Source organism: Pseudomonas sp. B424 (genome assembly GCF_055408345.1).
Window position 1 is genome coordinate 314,385 of sequence record NZ_JBUZTL010000001.1, and the last position, 19,659, is coordinate 334,043.

Annotated in this window: 14 protein-coding genes; 1 reads left to right on the forward strand and 13 read right to left on the reverse strand. The window is 59.8% G+C overall.

Annotated features, from left to right (window positions below; all coding sequences use genetic code 11):
* Positions 1–11: 11 nt before the first annotated feature.
* Positions 12–1,580, forward strand: coding sequence for a methyl-accepting chemotaxis protein (locus ACZRMS_RS01270; protein ID WP_463993775.1), 1,569 nt, complete (start codon positions 12–14; stop codon positions 1,578–1,580).
* Between the two features lie 123 nt (positions 1,581–1,703).
* On the opposite strand, the gene ACZRMS_RS01275 is transcribed toward ACZRMS_RS01270, so the two are convergent.
* From ACZRMS_RS01275 to hutH (ACZRMS_RS01335), 13 genes are all read right to left on the reverse strand, one after another.
* Positions 1,704–2,438, reverse strand: a complete 735-nt coding sequence (locus ACZRMS_RS01275; protein ID WP_048360459.1) for an amino acid ABC transporter ATP-binding protein — start codon at positions 2,436–2,438, stop codon at positions 1,704–1,706.
* Positions 2,431–3,390: an amino acid ABC transporter permease gene (locus tag ACZRMS_RS01280; RefSeq protein ID WP_463993943.1), complete on the reverse strand. Its 960-nt coding sequence runs from the start codon at positions 3,388–3,390 to the stop codon at positions 2,431–2,433. The genes ACZRMS_RS01275 and ACZRMS_RS01280 overlap by 8 nt, the downstream gene beginning before the upstream one ends.
* Before the next feature lie 107 nt (positions 3,391–3,497).
* Positions 3,498–4,295, reverse strand: a complete 798-nt coding sequence (locus ACZRMS_RS01285) for a transporter substrate-binding domain-containing protein (protein WP_048360461.1) — start codon at positions 4,293–4,295, stop codon at positions 3,498–3,500.
* A gap of 283 nt (positions 4,296–4,578) precedes the next feature.
* Positions 4,579–7,131, reverse strand: coding sequence for a glucans biosynthesis glucosyltransferase MdoH (gene mdoH / locus ACZRMS_RS01290; RefSeq protein ID WP_463993776.1), 2,553 nt, complete (start codon positions 7,129–7,131; stop codon positions 4,579–4,581).
* Positions 7,124–8,860, reverse strand: coding sequence for a glucan biosynthesis protein G (locus ACZRMS_RS01295; protein WP_463993777.1), 1,737 nt, complete (start codon positions 8,858–8,860; stop codon positions 7,124–7,126). Before ACZRMS_RS01295 ends, mdoH begins: the two co-directional genes overlap by 8 nt.
* Positions 8,861–9,091: 231 nt before the next feature.
* A complete protein-coding gene (dtd, locus tag ACZRMS_RS01300) occupies positions 9,092–9,529 on the reverse strand; it encodes a D-aminoacyl-tRNA deacylase (RefSeq protein WP_463993778.1) in 438 nt (145 codons plus the stop codon).
* Positions 9,526–10,497, reverse strand: a complete 972-nt coding sequence (pip, locus tag ACZRMS_RS01305; protein ID WP_463993779.1) for a prolyl aminopeptidase — start codon at positions 10,495–10,497, stop codon at positions 9,526–9,528. The genes dtd and pip overlap by 4 nt, the downstream gene beginning before the upstream one ends.
* Positions 10,498–10,624: 127 nt before the next feature.
* A complete protein-coding gene (locus ACZRMS_RS01310) occupies positions 10,625–12,028 on the reverse strand; it encodes an amino acid permease (protein ID WP_463993780.1) in 1,404 nt (467 codons plus the stop codon).
* A 76-nt stretch (positions 12,029–12,104) separates the two neighbouring features.
* A complete protein-coding gene (gene hutH / locus ACZRMS_RS01315; protein WP_463993781.1) occupies positions 12,105–13,637 on the reverse strand; it encodes a histidine ammonia-lyase in 1,533 nt (510 codons plus the stop codon).
* Positions 13,638–13,794: 157 nt separating this feature from the next.
* The gene (gene hutU / locus ACZRMS_RS01320; protein WP_048360467.1) at positions 13,795–15,492 is read right to left on the reverse strand and encodes a urocanate hydratase; all 1,698 of its coding nucleotides are present in this window, start codon (positions 15,490–15,492) and stop codon (positions 13,795–13,797) included.
* A 321-nt stretch (positions 15,493–15,813) separates the two neighbouring features.
* The gene (gene hutG / locus ACZRMS_RS01325) at positions 15,814–16,617 is read right to left on the reverse strand and encodes an N-formylglutamate deformylase (protein ID WP_463993782.1); all 804 of its coding nucleotides are present in this window, start codon (positions 16,615–16,617) and stop codon (positions 15,814–15,816) included.
* Positions 16,618–16,860: 243 nt separating this feature from the next.
* The gene (gene hutI, locus ACZRMS_RS01330) at positions 16,861–18,099 is read right to left on the reverse strand and encodes an imidazolonepropionase (protein ID WP_463993783.1); all 1,239 of its coding nucleotides are present in this window, start codon (positions 18,097–18,099) and stop codon (positions 16,861–16,863) included.
* Between the two features lie 20 nt (positions 18,100–18,119).
* Positions 18,120–19,640 carry a histidine ammonia-lyase gene (hutH, locus tag ACZRMS_RS01335; protein WP_463993944.1) on the reverse strand — a complete coding sequence of 507 codons (1,521 nt, stop codon included), beginning with the start codon at positions 19,638–19,640 and terminating at the stop codon, positions 18,120–18,122.
* Positions 19,641–19,659: the final 19 nt, after the last annotated feature.

Below are 19,659 nucleotides of genomic sequence, written 5' to 3' on the forward strand. Positions count from 1 at the left end.
GGAGTATCACCATGTACCATCGGCTGGCCCAACTGCTCGGCAACATAAGCGTCAAACGTAAACTCAGCCTGGGCTTCGGTCTGGTACTGGTGTTGACCTTGTTGATTGCCGCTACCGGCTGGAATGGCCTGGTGTCCGTGATTGACCGGGGCGACAAGCTGGCCAACATCTCGAAAATTATCGGGCTGACCAAAGACCTGCGTATTGCACGCCTTGAATATGAGCGCCACCCCGGGGAAAGCACCCTTGCCGGCGTCACCCGCCAGCTGACCGAACTGGACAACGCGCTGGAGCTGTCCCGCGCACAGCTGGTATCTCCAGATGACCTTATTCTGGTCGAGCAGCAACTCAACGCCGTGACCGAGTACAAACGCGCCTTCGCCGACCTCATTCAGGGCTCACAACCCGCAGACCAGGCCATTGAGCGCATGCACCAGCAGGGCAATACCCTGATCGAACAGAGCCAGAAGCTTTCGGCACTGCAGGCGGCCAAACGCGACGCCGAAAGCCGCAAGGCCACAAGCCTGCTGATCGGTTGTGCACTGCTGGCCCTGGTGCTGGGGTTCATTGCCGCCTGGGTCATTACCCGCCAGATTGTTATCCCGCTGCAGCGCACACTAAGAACCGTTGAGCAGATCGCGTCCGGCGACCTGACCCATGACCACGTGACCAACCGCCGCGACGAACTGGGCCAGCTACAGCAAGCCATTCAACGCATGACCACAGGTCTGCGCGAGTTGATTGGCGGCATCAGCGACGGTGTGACGCAAATCGCCAGCGCGGCCGAAGAACTCTCGGCGGTAACAGAGCAGACCAGCGCCGGGGTCAACAGCCAGAAAGTCGAAACCGATCAGGTCGCCACCGCCATGCATGAAATGGCAGCAACAGTTCAGGAAGTGGCACGCAATGCCGAAGAAGCCAGTGAAGCTGCGGTTGCTGCCGACCAGCAGGCCCGCGAAGGCGACAAAGTGGTCGCGCAAGCCCTCGCCCAGATAGAGAAGCTCGCGATCGAGGTCGGTCACTCCACCGAGGCCATGGGCCATCTCAAGCGCGAGAGTGACAAGATCGGCAGCGTGCTGGACGTGATCAAGTCGGTCGCCCAGCAAACCAACCTGCTGGCCCTCAACGCCGCCATCGAGGCAGCACGGGCCGGTGAGGCCGGTCGCGGGTTTGCGGTGGTCGCGGACGAGGTGCGCAGCCTGGCGCAGCGCACGCAAAAATCCACCGAGGAGATCGAAGAACTGATTGAGGGCCTGCAAAGCGGTACCCAGCAAGTGTCCAGCAGCATGGACAGCAGCCGCGCCCTGACCGACAACAGCGTTGAGCTGACCCGTCGCGCAGGCGAGTCACTGGGCAATATCACCCGCACGGTGTCGACGATTCAGGGCATGAACCAGCAGATCGCGGCCGCGGCCGAGCAGCAAAGCGCTGTGGCCGATGAGATCAACCGCAGCGTGTTGAATGTGCGTGATGTGTCAGAGCAGACCGCTGCCGCGAGCGAAGAGACTGCAGCGTCCAGCGTTGAACTGGCGCGACTGGGTACGCATCTGCAGACATTGGTGGGGCGATTCAAGGTCTGACAGCCCCCACACCCTCTGCGGGAGCGGGCTTGCCCGCGATTGGATCGCTGCGGTTTTACAGTTACACCGCGTCGCCTGTATCGCGAGCAAGCTCGCTCCCACAAGAGCAGCAGAGGGCTGCTTTTAAAGCACCTGCCGCAAAAACGCCTGGGCGCGCAGGTCTTTGGGCGAATTGAAGAAGTCTTGCGGGTTGGAGTCTTCCAGCAACTTGCCATGGTCAAAGAACAACACGCGGTTGGCCACTTCGCGGGCAAAGCCCATTTCGTGGGTCACGCAGACCATGGTCATGCCTTCGCGGGCCAGGGTCTTCATGACATCCAGCACTTCGCCGACCATCTCCGGGTCCAGCGCCGAGGTGGGTTCGTCAAACAACATCACCTTGGGTTCCATCGCCAGCGCACGGGCAATCGCCACGCGCTGTTGCTGGCCGCCTGAAAGGCGTGACGGGAACTCATTGGCCTTCTGCCCGATACCGACCTTCTCCAACAGCGCACGGGCCTTGGCTTCGCGCTCGGCCTTGCCACGCTTGCGCACGACCTTCTGCGCCAGGCACAGATTTTCGAGCACGGTCATGTGCGGGAACAGGTTGAAATGCTGGAACACCATGCCGACTTCACGCCGGTAGGCATTGACATCGGTTTTGGGGTTGGCCAGGTCCAGACCGTCAATGCTGACGGAACCGGAGTCGAAGTCTTCCAGGCCATTGAGGCAGCGCAGAAAGGTCGACTTGCCAGAACCCGACGGACCGATCACCACCAGTACTTCGCCCTGGGCGACGGTGGTGCTGACGTTGTCTACCGCGCGAACAATGTGCCCGCGGGTGTCGAAGACTTTTACCAGTTCGCGAACTTCAATCACTTTGCGCGAGCCTCCGCTCAAGCCGGCTGGCGAAATGCGACAGCGGCAGGTTGATCAACAGGTACAGGCCCGCAACGCAGAACAGGATTTCGAACGGCGAAAACGAGGTGGTGATGACTTCACGGCCGCTTTTGAGCAGCTCGGTAATGGCGATCACCGATACCAGCGAGGTGTCTTTGACCAGGCTGATAAATTGCCCGGCAAGCGGCGGCAGCACACGCTTGAACGCTTGTGGCAACACGACGTAGCGCATCGACTGGCTGCTGTTGAGCCCCAGCGAGCGGGCGGCTTCGTTTTGCCCGCGGGCGATGGACTGCACACCCGAACGCACGATTTCAGCCACGTAAGCGCCGGTGAACAACGATAGCGCGGCAATACCGGCAAACTCGCGGGACAGATTGAGTACGGTGCCAATAAAGAAGTAGAAGATAAAAATCTGTACCAGCAGCGGCGTGCCGCGCACCAGTTCGACGTACAGCGTCGAGAGGTCGCGCAGGGTCGGGTTATTCGACAAACGGCACAGGCCGGTGGCCAGCCCGATGATCAAACCCAATACACCAGACACCAGCGACAACCAGACCGTGGTCCACAGGCCCCAGAGCAGCGGCCCTGCAGCCCAATGGCGGTTAACGCCAATCACGTCGCCTTCGGCCACATCGTCGCCCTCAGCCACTTGCAGGCTGTTGTCGGCAACGGTTACACGCTGTTCTTTGCCATCGTCGCCACGCAACACCACTTCGGCAGCATCGCCTTTGCGCACCAGTTCGATAACGGTCGAGGTTTCAGCGGCCCGCTGGGCTTCTTCGGCCTGATAGGCGAAGTACTGCGGCACCCGGTTCCAGCGCCACTCGTAGGACATCAATGAGGTGGCGTAATACAACGCACCCGCCAGACCGATGAGCACCAGCACGGTCAATACGTGCCAGGGCCACTGGGCTTTTTTTTGTTTGATCACTTTCAGGTTCCACGTTTTGTGTCGCTAGGGAGGCCATCATCGCAGGCAAGCCCGCTCCCGCAAACGGTGCGGGAGCGGGCTTGCCCGCGATTGATCAATCAGCCTTATTCCATGTCTTTGAGCCAGGCGGTGTCTTTGAACCACTTGTCATGGATGCGATCGTAGGTGCCGTCTTCGTGGATCTGGTGCAGGAAGTTGTTGATGTAGTTGATGCTGTCGTAGTCGCCTTTCTTCAGGCCGAAAGCCAGAGGCTCATAGGTGAATGGCTTGTCGAGGAACACCAGCTTGCCGTTACCGAACTTGTTAACCGCTACAACGTTGTACGGCGCGTCGTAGATGAAGGCATCAGCCTTGCCGTTAACCACGTCCAGAACACCTTCGGGCTCATTGTCGTAGCCGTGGTACTGGGCTTTGGAGATCAGCTTGCGAGCCACGATTTCACCCGTGGTACCGATCTTGGACGTCAGGCGGTATTGCGGGTCGTTGAGGTCTTTGTAGGATTTGATCTTGTCTTCAAGCTCTTTGCGAATGAGCAGGGTCTGGCCCACAACGATAAAGGGTTCGCTGAAGTTCAGGCGCAGGTTGCGCTCCTGGGTCAGGGTCATGCCGCTGCCGATCATGTCGAACTTGTTGGTCATCAGGGCCGGGATGATGCCGTCGTAACCGGTGGAAACCAGCTCCAGCTTGACGCCCATGGACTTGGCCATGGCTTTGAGCAGGTCAACTTCGAAACCAATGATCTGGCCGCGCTTGTTGGTCATTTCGAACGGCATGTAGGTCGGGTCCATGCCCACCTTCAAGGTGCCGCGCTTGACCGCGTCATCTATGGCGCCTGCATGGGCTGCGCTGACCGCCAGTAGTGCAGTGACACCGAACATCAGTTTCGACAGAAACTTCTTCATCATCAACTCCCCCTCACCTGCTCAATTAAGGTGTTGGCCTGCGGCAGGCTCGATTCAAAAAGCCAATAAAGCCGGGCACTCACCGATTCGGGGACGGATGCTAACTCACGCAAGGGGGATGAGACGAGTTCTGAGAGAGAAAAGGACGACAGGCAGGACTGAGGAAATCCTGTGGGAGCGGGCTTGCTCGCGATACGAGCAACGCGGTGTAACAGGGCTTGCGGGGTGATGCAATCGCGGGCAAGCCCGCTCCCACTAGGGGTAACGGGTTGCTCGCGAGGGATCAGGCAGCAGGTTGCAACGGCAACAACGGTGCGTGAGGGTCGCCAGTTACCGATTCACGCCAGGCGTTCAGCCAGCCTTCATGACCTTCGTTCCACACCAGTGCATGCAGGCGGGCAAGGGCCACAGGGTCGCTCAACAGCTCCATGCGCTCCTTGTTGGTCACGCCCTGCGGGCCAACCTTGAGGGCGTGGCGCACACGTTCGATACGCAGCCACTCAATCGGCTCGGCTTCACGGTGACGCGACGTCGCCAGGGCACAAGCCAGGGCGTTCTGTTGCGGATCAACCACCGCTCGCACAAAACCATCGTGCAGTGCGTGGTAGCGGTTCTCGTGGGTGTATTCGGCAGTGGCCGACAATTCACGCGGCGGCGCGTATTCCTCAGGAATCAGGAACAGGCTTTCGTCACGCGTCTTGAGGCCCAGCTTGACCCGGCTGGAGATCACCGAAACCGGGATCGACAGCATCAGCGAACCGACAATCGGCACCAGCCACCACAAGAAGCTCGGGTTCAACCACAACACCAGCCCGGCCCAGGCCGCACCCAGCAGGGTTTGCGGACCATGACGGCGTACGGCTTCACCCCACGGCGTGGAGTCGTCGTCACGCTGTGGCGAGTTCCAGGTCGCTTCCCAGCCCAGGAACGCGGCCAGAACAAAGCGGGTGTGGAAGATCATGCGTACCGGTGCCAGCAGCATCGAGAACAGCATTTCCAGCAACATCGACAGCGTAACCTTGAACCTGCCGCCGAATGCTTTGGCGCCCTTGGCCCAGATCAGGATGATGCTCAGCAGCTTGGGCAGGAACAACAGCACGATCGTGGTCGAGAACAGTGCCACGGCTTTATCAGGGTGCCATTGCGGCCACAGTGGATACAACTGGCGCGGTTCCATGAAGTACTGCGGCTCCATCAGCGTGTTGACCGCCAGCAAGGCCGTCGACAGCAACAGGAAGAAGAACCACAAAGGTGCTGACAGGTACGACATCACGCCCGTGAGGAACACCGCACGGTGAACCGGGTGCATGCCTTTAACCAGAAACAGGCGGAAGTTCATCAAGTTGCCGTGGCACCAGCGACGGTCACGCTTGAGTTCGTCCAGCAGGTTGGGCGGCAGTTCTTCGTAGCTGCCCGGCAAGTCGTAGGCAATCCATACGCCCCAACCGGCACGGCGCATCAGCGCGGCTTCAACGAAGTCGTGAGACAGGATCGCGCCCGCAAAAGCGCCTTTGCCCGGCAACGGCGCCAAGGCGCAGTGCTCGATAAACGGCTTCATGCGGATGATTGCGTTGTGACCCCAGTAGTGGGATTCACCCAGCTGCCAGAAGTGCAGACCGGCGGTGAACAGCGGCCCGTATACCCGCGTCGCAAATTGCTGCATGCGTGCATACAGCGTGTCCATGCCCGATGCACGCGGCGCAGTCTGGATGATGCCCGCATCTGGCGTGGCTTCCATCAGGCGCACCAGGCTGGTCAGGCATTCACCGCTCATGACGCTGTCCGCGTCCAAAACCACCATGTAGGTGTAATCGCCGCCCCAGCGACGGCAAAAGTCGTCGAGGTTGCCACTTTTACGTTTCACACGACGGCGGCGACGGCGATAGAAAATCCGCCCGAAGCCTTCTGTTTCGCGGCACACATCCAGCCAGGCCTGTTGCTCGGCGACGCAGATATCAGGGTCGTTACTGTCGCTGAGGACGAAGAAATCGAAGCGGTCCAGATCACCTGTGGCCGCCACCGACTCGTACGTTGCCCGCAAACCGGCAAATACGCGGGTCACGTCTTCGTTACAGATCGGCATTACCAGTGCAGTACGCGCCTGCTCCGGGATCGGCTCATTGCCGGCGCTGGCGCCGGAAATGCGGTATTTGTCGTGCCCGGTCAGCAGTTCCAGAAAGCCCATCAAGGCCGTCCAGAAACCCGCCGACACCCAGCAAAACAGAATCCCGAACAGGATCAGGATGCTGGTCTGCAAGGCATACGGCAGCACTTGCTGGGCCGTTTGCATCAACGGCTGGTGCAGCACTTCTTCAAGGTCGACGAACGCCCAGCCCTGGTACGGCATGATGCCTTTCATGTACCAGCCGGCCACGATGGTCTGGCCAAGCATCAACACCAGCAGGATGTAACGGCGGATAGAACCCACCGTGCGCCATCGCGCATGGGGCAATACGCGCTCATCGATCTTCGGTGCGGGCGGGTTGCTGCGCCCGGTCAGGCGCCGCCAGCCGCGAACCAGAATGTTGGTGCGCCATGGCTCTGGCACCACCTTGGTGCGGCGAATCGGCGGCGTAGCCTTGAGCATCACCCGGCCGCTGGCGTCGAGGGCGAGCATTTCTGCTTCCTCGAGTTCAGCGGCCGACGTCAGGTTAAGACGCGTACCCACCGAGGCCTGCGCGGCCTCGACAGGTTCTACGTCAGCCTGCGCCGACAAGCGCGCATGCAACTCGGCGAACGAGGTGCAGCTTGCCAGTTCGGCGCGCTGCTCATCGCTCAGAGGCAAATGCGCCAGGTACTCGCTGAGCGAGGCCGGTTGGGGCTGGGCATTACTCATCGGCTGGCAACTGGTAGCTCCAGGTCTCGGTCAGTACTTTTTCAGTCTTCACCGGCTCTGGAGTGGCTGGGGTAGCGTCGGCCGAAGGGGTCTTGGCGTCCTTGGCTGCTGCGTGTTCTTTCTTCTCTTGCGCCTTGGCCGCCGCTTTTTCAGCTTTGGTCACAGGCGCTGCCGGCTTGGCCGCAGGTGCTTGCTCGACGTCCTGGACCAGCGCTGCACGCATTTCCGTGGACTTGCTCGGATCCTTGATTTTCATCCGCAGGGTCAAGCGCCAGCCCTTGGTTTCAGGGTTGTAACGCACGTTGTTCTCAACCAGTTCGGCGTTGTCACCGACACTGACCTGGCTGCGTACAGCGGCATCTTCCGCCAGGCCCTTGAGCGACGGGCCTTCAAAATCAACCAGGTAAGCCACGCTGCCGTCTGGCTGGCGGATCAGGTTGGATTGCTTGACGTCACCGGTCGAACGCAGGGTTTGCTTGACCCAGGCGCTGTCACCCGGGTGCAGGGCTGCTTCGTCCAGGGTCCAGTGCATGCGGTAAGCGAAATCGAACGGTTTGAGAGGCTCAGGCAGAGTGTCCGGGCTCCAGAACGCAACGATGTTGTCGTTGGTTTCGTCAGCCGTCGGGATTTCTACCAGGTCAACGGAGCCTTTGCCCCAGTCGCCCTGCGGTTCGATCCAGGCGCTTGGGCGCTTGTCGTAGCGGTCATCGAGGTCTTCGTAGTGGCTGAAGTCACGGCCACGTTGCAGCAAACCAAAGCCACGCGGGTTTTCAACCGAGAAGTTGCTCACGGACAAGTGTTTCGGGTTGTTCAGCGGGCGCCAGATCCACTCGCCGTTGCCGGCATGAATGGCCAGACCCGACGAATCGTGCAGCTCGCGACGGTAGTTGAGCACTTTGGACGGCTGGTTGGCGCCGAACAGGAACATGCTGGTCAACGGAGCGATGCCCAGCTTGCCTACCTTGTCACGCAGGAACATTTGCGCTTTGACGTCCACCACCGTGTCTACGCCCGGGCGCAGGGTAAAGCGGTAAGCACCGGTAGCCCGTGGCGAGTCCAGCAAGGCGAAGATCACCAGGTGCTTGTCGTTGGGCTTGGGTTTTTCGATCCAGAATTCGGTGAAGCGCGGGAACTCTTCGCCCGACGGCAATGCGGTGTCGATCGCCATGCCACGGGCCGACAGGCCGTAGATCTGGCCTTTGCCCACAACGCGGAAGTAACTCGCGCCGAGCATGGTCATGATTTCGTCCTGCTTATCCCCCTTGTTGATCGGGTACAGCACGCGGAAACCCGCCCAACCGAGGTTTTCGGTCGCTTTAGGGTCAAACGTGACGTCGCCGAAATCGAAACGACTGGAGTCGTACTTGATTTCTTCGACGGTGGTGGCGGTCACTTCGTTGATTTTCACCGGCGTGTCGAAATGCATGCCCTGGTGATAGAAGGACAATTTGAACGGGGTTTTATCGCCCGCCCACTGCGCCTTTTCACGATTGAACTGAATTTTCTGGTAGTCCGCGAACTTCATGTCGCGGAACTCTTTTGGCAAATTGCTGCGTGGCGCTTGGTATTTCTGTTCGGCGAGGGTTTTAGCCTCAGCCGCCACGTCATCCAGACTGAATGCCCACAGTTGACCCGCACCGAACAAGCAAAAGAGCGCAGAGCCCGTCACCAGTGCGTTGCGTAACCGCTTGGCAGACATTTTTGGTGCATTTAATGGACTAACAATCACGAGCAAACCTCGCCGAATACAGATGATGAAACCAACCACCAGCGATCTAAATGCCAGGTTGGCGAGCACTGTTCCGACAATTGGTAGAGGTATTAATTCCCCTGCTGTGTCGGATTAGCCTCTGTGTAGCGCGGGATTATCTAGTAGCCCGCGTTACAACGCATCTACTGTCAGCAAGTATTTCTCGCTAAAACCCCCTGTTTTCGGACGAAAACACCGATTTTCAGGGTTTTAGATTTGTAACAGAAATGTCACAGGGCCATCATTGATCAAATGCACCTGCATATCGGCCCCAAAACGCCCTGACTCCACCGTCGGGTGAAGACGTTTTGCCTCGCTCAGCAGGTGAGTGAACAACTCCTCGGCCAACGCAGGGGGAGCTGCCGTGGAAAAACTCGGGCGCAGGCCATTTTTGGTGTCGGCCGCCAGGGTAAATTGCGAAACCAGCAACAAGCCGCCACCGATATCGGCCAGTGACAGGTTCATTTTGCCTTCGGCATCGCTGAACACCCGGTAGTTGAGCAACTTGTGCAATAACTTGGTGACGCTCGCCTCGGTATCGCCGGGCTCGACGGCGACAAGCACCAGCAAGCCCTGATCGATTGAACCGACAATCTCCCCTGCCACTTCTACCCGCGCACCCCTGACGCGCTGCAGCAGGCCCTTCATGCTTCGTCCGGCTGCAATTTGAGCAGCAGGCGGGCCATTTGCTCGGTGGCACGCACCAGGGCATCGGTGATTCCGGGCTCGGAGGCCACATGGCCAGCTTCGCGAATCACTTGCAGCTCGCTGCCGGGCCAGGCCTGATGCAGCTCCCAGGCGTTGTCCAGCGGGCAAATCATGTCGTAGCGACCATGGACGATCACGCACGGCAGGTGAGCGATCTTGTACATGTCGCGCAACAACTGGTTGGGCTCCAGGAACGCGTTGTTCATGAAGTAATGGCATTCGATACGGGCGATGGATAACGCCCGATGCGGTTCGCAGAAGCGTTCAACTACTTGCGGGTTGGGCCGCAGGGTCGCGGCACGTCCTTCCCAGGTCGACCAGGCCTTGGCCGCGTGCATTTGGGCAATCTGATCATTGCCTGTCAGACGCCTGTGGAAAGCCCCCATCAGATCGTGTCGTTCTTCCTGTGGGATTGGCGCCACGTATTCTTGCCAATAGTCCGGGAAGATCCGGCTGGCACCTTTCTGATAGAACCATTCGATTTCTTGAGGACGGGCCAGGAAGATCCCGCGCAGGATCAGGCCGTGTACCCGCTCCGGGTGGCTTTGTGCGTACGCCAGTGACAGGGTCGAACCCCACGAACCGCCGAACACCACCCACTTGTCGATGCCGAGGAACAGACGAATCCGTTCCATGTCAGCGACCAGATCCCACGTGGTGTTGCTGTCCAGGCTGGCATGTGGCGTCGAACGCCCACAACCGCGCTGATCGAAGGTGATGATCCGGTACAGGCCCGGATCAAAATAACAGCGACTGTTGGCGTCGCAGCCCGAACCCGGCCCGCCGTGGACAAACACCACGGGCAGGCCGTCTGGTGAACCGCTCTCGTCAACGTAAAGTACATGCGGCCCGTCAACCGCCAGTTCATGCCTGGCGTAGGGTTTGATCTGCGGGAACAAGGTCTGCATTACGCACTCCGAGGGGGGGCTGGAAAATGTTGCCGTCTGGCATCATAAACCCGATTGAGTGCAATGAGCATGTCCTTACACGCAACCCTTTAAGAGCCGGCTTGCCAGCTCCCAAAAGGTGGAGAACTCAGGAAAGCTCGGGAGCCACTTCAACCGCCCGACCTGCTGCCGGCTTTACCCACAGCAGGTAAGCCACCACCAGGAATGCAATCCAGACCCCGCCGACCATCAGCGCCGCTTGAGTCTCGGGGAAGTAACCCAGTACGCCGAAGATGAACACCATGAACGCAATGGCGGCCATCGGTGCATACGGCCAGAACGGCACCGGGAACTTGAGCTCGGCCACTTGCTCGCGGGTCATGGAGCGACGCATGGCAACCTGGGTCACCAGAATCATCAACCACACCCACACCGTGGCAAAGGTGGCAATCGAGGCGATCACCAGGAAGATGTTTTCCGGGATCAGGTAGTTAAGCACCACACCGCCCAACAACGTAGCGCCCATCACCAGGACGGTCATCCACGGCACGCCATGGCGGGAGATTTTGGCGAAGCCTTTAGGCGCCTGCCCTTGCTGTGCCAGACCGTACATCATGCGGCCTGCGCCGAAGATGTCGCTGTTGATGGCCGACACCGCCGCCGAGATCACCACGATGTTCAGAATGGTGGCCGCCGAGCTGATACCCAGGCTGTCAAAAATCTGCACGAACGGGCTGCCCTGGCTGCCGATCTGGGTCCACGGGTAAATAGCCATCAGCACAAACAGGGTCAGCACATAGAACAGCAGAATGCGCAACGGCACCGCGTTGATCGCTTTAGGGATAACGCGCTGCGGGTCTTTGGCTTCACCGGCAGTGATGCCGATGATTTCAATGCCGCCAAAGGCAAACATCACTACCGCAAACGAAGCGATCAAGCCGCCCACGCCATTAGGCATAAACCCGCCGAACGACCACAGGTTGCTGATGCCGGTAGCGACAGCGTCAGAGCTGCCAGAAGTACCGATGCCGAACAGCATGATGCCGAAACCGGCCAGAATCATGGCCACGATGGCGGCAACCTTAAGCAGCGACAGCCAGAACTCCATTTCACCGAAGACTTTGACGCTGCACAGGTTAAGCCCGCCTATCAGCAGCACGATGCCCAAAACCCAGATCCAGCGCGCCACTTCAGGGAACCAGAAGCCCATGTAGATACCGAAGGCGGTGACATCGGCCAGGCACACGATGATCATCTCGAAGGCATAGGTCCAGCCCAGGATAAAGCCCGACATCGGGCCCAGGTAGGTACTGGCGTAGTGGCCGAACGAGCCGGACACCGGGTTGTGCACGGCCATTTCGCCCAGTGCGCGCATCACCATGAACACCGCAGCGCCACCAATCAGGTACGCCAGCAACACAGCAGGCCCAGCCATTTGGATGGCAGCGGCTGAACCATAAAAAAGACCCGTTCCGATCGCTGAACCCAGCGCCATAAAACGGATGTGACGGGCCGATAGCCCGCGTTTCAAACCTTGAGTCTGGTTTTGCATTTCGCGTCCTTGATTATTATTGTCGGCGAAAACAGAGACGCAGAGAGCCCGGAAGGCTCTCTGCGTTTTTTTGGGGTTACAGGCTTGGCAGAACGTGAGCAGGCAGCAGATCGTTCAGGCAACGGGTTGCCAACAGCTTCATGGCAATTTCGATGTCCGGAGCGAAGAAGCGGTCTTTTTCATAGTGAGCGACCTTGCTACGCAGGGTCGTACGAGCGATTTCAAGCTTGGGTGAGGTTTTCAGGCCATCACGCAAATCCAGCCCCTGGCACGCGGCCAGCCACTCAATCGCCAATACGCCACGTACGTTTTCAGCCATTTCCCACAGACGCTTGCCAGCAGAAGGCGCCATCGACACGTGGTCTTCCTGGTTGGCCGAGGTTGGGATGCTGTCGACGCTGTGCGGGTGCGACAAAGCCTTGTTCTCGCTGGCGAGGGCCGCAGCCGTCACCTGAGCGATCATAAAGCCGGAGTTCACGCCGCCATTGGCCACCAGGAACGGCGGCAATTGCGACATGTGCTTGTCCATCATCAACGAAATGCGGCGTTCGCTCAGCGAGCCGATTTCGGCAATTGCCAAGGCCATGTTGTCTGCGGCCATCGCAACCGGCTCGGCGTGGAAGTTGCCGCCGGAGATCACGTCGCCCTGCTCGGCAAATACCAGCGGGTTATCCGATACCGCGTTGGCTTCAATGCCCAGCACTTCGGCGGCCTGACGGAACTGGGTCAGGCAGGCGCCCATCACTTGTGGCTGGCAACGCAGGGAGTACGGGTCTTGTACCTTGTCGCAGTTTTTGTGCGACTCGCTGACGGCACTGCTCGCGCCCAGCAGGTCGCGATAAATCGCGGCGGCATCGATCTGCCCGCGTTGACCGCGTGCTGCATGGATACGTGGATCAAACGGTGAGCGCGAACCCAGCACGGCTTCAACCGTCAGGCCGCCACACGCCATGGCAGCAGCGAACAGGTCTTCGCCTTCGAACAGACCGCGCAAGGCGTAGGCCGTCGACACCTGAGTACCGTTGAGCAGCGCCAGGCCTTCTTTCGCGGCCAGGGTCAGCGGTTCAAGACCGGCTTGTTTCAAGGCGCTTACGGCGTCCAGCCACTCGCCTTTGTAACGTGCCTTGCCTTCGCCCAGCAGCACCAGTGACATATGCGCCAACGGCGCCAGGTCGCCCGATGCGCCCACCGAACCTTTAAGCGGGATGTGCGGGTAAACCTCGGCATTGATCAGCGCGATCAATGCGTCGATAACCACACGCCGAATCCCGGAGAAACCGCGGCTCAGGCTGTTGACCTTAAGCACCATGATCAGGCGTACCAGATCATCGCTGATCGGCTCGCCGATACCGGCTGCGTGGGACAGCACCAGGGAACGCTGAAGGTTTTCCAGGTCTTCGCTGGCGATTTTGGTCGAAGCCAACAAACCGAAACCTGTGTTGATGCCGTAGGTGGTGCGATTTTCGGCAAGGATCTGCTCAACGCACGCCACACTGGCATCGATCTGCGCCGAGGCGCTCTCGTCCAGGCTGAGAGTTACCGGCTGCTGATAAATGTCACGCAGCTGGGCAAGGCTCAGTTGGCCGGGGATCAGGTTTAGCTCAAGCACGTTAATACTCCTTCACACGTGTAACCAAAATTATAGAAATCTGTAGCAACCTTGTGGGAGCCGGGCTTGCCCGCGATTGCATCACCTCGTACTGCCTGAAGCACCGAGGCGTCTGCATCGCGAGCAAGCCCGCTCCCACAGGATTCGTGCCCGTGGGTCAGCCGTTGATCATCGGCAGGTTCAGGCCCTGCTCGTTGGCGCAATCGATAGCGATGTCGTAACCGGCATCGGCATGGCGCATCACGCCGGTAGCCGGGTCGTTGTGCAGTACGCGGGCAATGCGCTCTGCCGCTTCGTCGGTACCGTCACACACAATCACCATGCCCGAGTGTTGCGAGAAGCCCATGCCAACGCCGCCGCCGTGGTGCAACGAGACCCAGGTCGCGCCGCTCGCGGTGTTGAGCAAGGCGTTGAGCAGTGGCCAGTCGGACACGGCGTCGGATCCGTCTTTCATCGATTCGGTTTCGCGGTTCGGGCTGGATACCGAACCGGAGTCCAGGTGGTCACGGCCGATCACGATCGGGGCTTTGAGCTCGCCGCTGCGCACCATTTCGTTGAACGCCAGGCCCAGCTTGGCGCGCTGGCCCAGACCCACCCAGCAAATACGGGCCGGCAAGCCCTGGAAGCTGATGCGCTCGCGAGCCATGTCCAGCCAGTTGTGCAGGTGGGCGTCGTCAGCGATCAGTTCTTTGACCTTGGCGTCGGTTTTGTAGATGTCTTCCGGATCGCCCGACAGCGCGACCCAACGGAATGGACCTACACCGCGGCAGAACAACGGGCGGATGTAAGCCGGAACGAAACCCGGGAAGTCGAATGCGTTTTCAACGCCAACTTCTTTGGCCATCTGACGAATGTTGTTGCCGTAGTCGAAAGTCGGAACGCCAGCCTTCTGGAACGCCAGCATGGCTTCAACGTGTTCGCCCATCGAGGCTTTGGCGGCTTTGACCACGGCCGCGGGATCGGTCACGGCACGGTCGCGGTACTGCTCCCAGGTCCAGCCTTTTGGCAGATAGCCATTCAGTGGGTCGTGGGCGCTGGTCTGGTCGGTAACCATGTCCGGGCGCACGCCACGACGAACCATTTCTGGCAGCAATTCAGCAGCGTTGCCACACAGGGCGATGGAAATTGCTTTGCCTTCGGCGGTGTATTTGGCGATACGGGCCAGCGCGTCATCCAGATCCACGGCTTGCTCGTCGACATAACGAGTGGCCAGGCGGAAATCGATACGGCTTTGCTGACACTCAATGTTCAGCGAGCAGGCACCGGCCAGGGTAGCGGCCAGCGGTTGTGCACCGCCCATGCCGCCCAAACCTGCAGTCAGTACCCATTTTCCGACCAGGCTACCGTTGTAATGCTGGCGACCGGCTTCAACGAAGGTTTCGTAGGTGCCCTGAACGATGCCCTGGCTGCCGATATAGATCCAGCTGCCGGCGGTCATCTGGCCGTACATGGCCAGGCCTTTGGCGTCGAGTTCGTTGAAGTGTTCCCACGTGGCCCAATGCGGAACCAGGTTGGAGTTGGCGATCAGTACCCGCGGCGCGTTGCTGTGGGTTTTGAACACGCCAACCGGCTTGCCCGATTGCACCAGCAGGGTTTCGTCATCGTTGAGGTTGGTCAGGCTTTCGACGATTTTGTCGTAGCACTCCCAGTTACGCGCTGCCCGGCCAATACCGCCATACACCACCAGCTCGGTAGGGTTCTCGGCCACTTGCGGGTCGAGGTTGTTCATCAGCATCCGCAGCGGGGCTTCTGTCATCCAGCTTTTAGCCGTGAGCTGGGTGCCACGGGCGGCGCGAATTTCACCATCACGGTGACGGGTGAACGAAGCAGGCGATTTAGGGGTAGTTGAAGTCACGGGTAACTCCTCAGCGATGGGCAGATGCGTCGGGTGTGAGAAGAGGATCGACGCACACTTATGTACTTGTACATACAAGCATATGCAAGTAAGCGGCCAAAGTCATATTTCAGCAGATGAAATTGTTTAAACGCCGCTACAGGCCCCGTAAATAAAGGCTTAAATCTACGCAGGTAGTCTCTTTGACAGATGAAGGGCAAAGCGCGGGAATGTTACTGGGAGGGGGTTTTGCGTCTTTTTGGGGCGTTCGGTAACAGGAAGGGGGCTGATCGCGTCACCCCGTGGCCGCTGCCCCCAGCGCCCACGGGGTGTATTGAGCCATTACTTTGCGTAACGCTGTTGCCCCCACTCAATAATCCGCGCCAGCAATTGCTTGAGCACCACTTGGGTCGGTGCCGCCAGGTCCTGGCGATAGTTGAACGGTTCGAACTCTTCCATATAGGTGCACTGCGCCAGCTCCAGTTGCACCGCATGGATGTTGTCGGCCGGGCTGCCGTAATGGCGGGTGATATGGCCGCCCTTGAAGCGCCCGTTCAGCACGTGGCTGTACGCCGGGTGCTCGGCGCAAATGGCTTCCAGATCGCGGGCAAGTGCCGGGTCGCAGCTGGCGCCATTGAACGTGCCCAGGTTGAAGTCCGGCAAACGCCCGTCAAACAGGTGCGGCACGCAAGAACGGATGGAGTGCGCATCGAACAGCAAGGCATAGCCAAACTCGTCCTTGAGGCGCTTGAGCTCCTGCTGCAAGGTCTGGTGGTAGGGTTTCCAGATCTGCTCCAGGTACGTCGCACGCTCTTGCGCCGAAGGCACTTGCCCTTCGCGGAACAGGGGCACGCCATCAAACAGCGTGGCCGGGAACAGCCCCGTGGTCGCGCCCACGTACATCGGTGCGTCGTCTTCGGGGCGATTGAGGTCAATCACGAAGCGCGAGTACTCGCCAGCCAGGGTGCTGGCACCCAGTTCAGCAGCAAAATCGTAAAGCTGCGGGATGTGCCAGTCGGTGTCCGGCAGGCTTTGTGCCTCGGGGATCAGGCCGGCCTTGACCGCCGGCGTCAGTTTCAAGCCTGCGTGGGGCATGCTGATCAGCAATGGCACACGGCCTTGTTTGAATGTCAGAACCTTATCCACAAACTTTTCTCCTAGGGTCTGTTGCCATTTCATTACGAGCCGCGTCGCTGGGTCAAATTTTGCCAGGCAAGGCGCAGGGCGCCGGAAATGGTTGTTCCCTTCCCAAGCCCTGCAACGCAGCCTGGCGAAATGTGACACGCGACCCGGAGGGACGATAGCTCACGTGACGCAGGGCGGCGTTGCTCGCAGCTTATTGGGAACAACCAAACTACGCTGCTCGCGCCTTACCCTGCGTCACGTGAACTATCGTCGCGGCCGCAATGAAACGGCAACAGACCCTAGCGCTACGTCAACGCCATTGCGCACGACGCGTTTATCCAGATCACCGCCCAGCCAATAGGCCAGGTCTGCCGGGCGATCAATATTCCAGGCCACGAAGTCGGCCACTTTGCCAGGTTCCAGCGAGCCATGGGTCTCACCCATGCCCAGCGCCGTGGCGGCATGCTGGGTAACACCGGCCAAGGCTTCTTCGGGGGTCATGCGGAACAGGGTACAGGCCATGTTCAGCATCAGGCGCAGCGACAGGCCCGGCGAAGTGCCCGGGTTGAGGTCGCTGGCGATGGCGATTTTCACCCCGTGCTTGCGCAGGGCCTCCATCGGCGGCAGCTGGGTTTCACGCAAAAAGTAAAACGCACCGGGCAACAGCACGGCCACGGTACCGGATCGGGCCATGGCGATGGCGTCTTCTTCGGTCATGAATTCCAGGTGGTCGGCCGACAACGCCTGATAACGCGCCGCCAGGCTTGAACCATGCAGGGAGGACAGCTGCTCGGCGTGCAGTTTGACCGGCAGGCCCAGTTGCTGCGCCACTTTGAATACGCGCTCAACCTGGGCCGGCGAGAAGGCCAGGTATTCGCAGAAGGCATCCACTGCGTCTACCAGCCCTTCGTCCGCCAGCGCGGGCAGCATCTCGTTGCAGATGTGGTCGATGTAGTCGTCGGCGCGATCCTTGTACTCCGGTGGCAAGGCGTGGGCCGCCAGGCAGGTGCTGCGCACCGTGACTGGCAACTCCTGGCCAAGGCGACGAATCACCCGCAGGATTTTGCGTTCGCTCTCAAGGCTCAGGCCATAGCCGGACTTGATCTCGACGCTGGTAACGCCATCGCGCAGCAAGCAGATCAAACGCTGACGGGCACTGGCGAACAATTCCTCTTCGCTGGCAGCACGGGTCGCACGCACAGTGCTGGCAATGCCGCCACCGGCGGCAGCGATTTCGGCATAGCTCACGCCCTGCAAGCGCTGCTCGAACTCACCGCTGCGATTACCGCCAAACACCGTGTGGGTGTGGCAATCGATCAGTCCCGGCGTAACCCACGCGCCTTCCAGGCCGTGGGTTTGGCCGTACTCGCCGGCAGGCAACTGCTGACGCGGGCCAATCCACTCAATGAAGCCGTCACGGGTAACAAGGGCGGCATCCTCGATAATCGAGTACGTGCCATTGGCCATGGTTGCGACATTGCAGTGCTGCCAAAGGGTTTTCATTCAGTCACTCCATCATTGATTCAAGCCAGATGCGGCAACAACTCACGTAACACGCGTTGATCCTTGAGGATCGCAGCGCTGCTGGCAATGTCCGGCGCCAGCCAGCGATCCTGATCATACGGGGCCACGCGCTCACGCAGCAGGTTCAAGGCTTTTTGGGTACCGCTGCCAAAACGCTGCGGTTTGAGAAACTCAAACGCCTGGGCCGCCAACAGGTATTCGATGGCCAGAATCTGCGTACAGTTTTCGAGTAATTGCAGCAGTTTGAGCGCCGAGTTGGTGCCCAGGCTCAGGTGATCTTCCTGCAGCCCTGAAGTCACGTAGTTATCCAGTACTGCCGGTTGGGCCAACTGGCGATTTTGCGCACAGAGGGACGCCGCGACGTATTGCACGATCATCATTCCCGAGTTGACCCCGGGCTGGCTGACCAGAAACGCGGGCAGACCGCTCACATGCGGGTTGATCAGACGATCCAGACGGCGTTCGGCGATCGAGCCGATCTCGGCCATCGCAATGGCCAGCATATCGGCAGCCAGGGCCACCGACTGACCATGGGGGTTGGCCTGGCTCACCACGCGATAGGCTTCAGGCGTGCCCAGGACCATCGGGTTGTCATTGACCGAATTGAGCTCGGTTTCGATTTGCAGCGCGCCATGGTGCAACTGGTCACGCGCGGCGCCATGTACCTGCGGGATCGAGCGCAAGCTCAGTGCATCCTGGGTACGCACCCCTTTGCTGCTGGCAATGACTTCGCTGTCTGCCAGCAAGTCCCGCAGGTTCGCACCCACACGCTGCATGCCGGAATGAGGCTTGAGTGCCAGGATTTCGGGGTCAAAAGCATCCAGCTGACCGCGCAACGCTTCAAAACTCATGGCCCCCGTCACGTCAGCCCACTGCAACAAATGCGTGGCATCGGCCAGGGCCAGGCAGCTCAGGCCGGTCATGCACGGCGTGCCGTTGACCAGGCACAAGCCATCCTTGGCACCCAGTACCACCGGGCTCAGGCCTTCGGCTGCCAGTGCCTGCTGCGCAGGGACAACCTGCCCGCGATAGCTGACGTCGCCAACGCCCAGAAGGGTGATGCCGATATGCGCCATGTGGGTCAAATAACCCACAGAGCCCTGGGAAGGCACTTGCGGAGTGATCTGGTGATTGAGCAAAGCCAGCAGCCCTTCAACCACTTGGCGGTGCAAACCCGACTTGCCCTGGCTGTACTGGATAACGGCTGCGCAAATGATGGCCCGGGTTTGCTCATTGCTGAGTACAGGACCCACGCCGCAGGCATGGCTGAGCAGGGTGTTGCGTGACAGCGCGCTCAGCTGCTCGTCCTGTAACGAGACGTTGCTCAACCCGCCCAGACCGGTATTGATGCCATACGCACGCTCACCACTGCGCACAATGCGCTGCACGATGGCCTGCGCATTGTCGATCCGGGCCCAGGCCTGATCCGACAACGTCAGCAGTGCACCATGCCGGGCGACAGCCACGACGTCCATCCAACCCATGCGGGTGTTGTCTATAACCACTGCTTCAATCTGCACGTTATTCACATTCGACCTC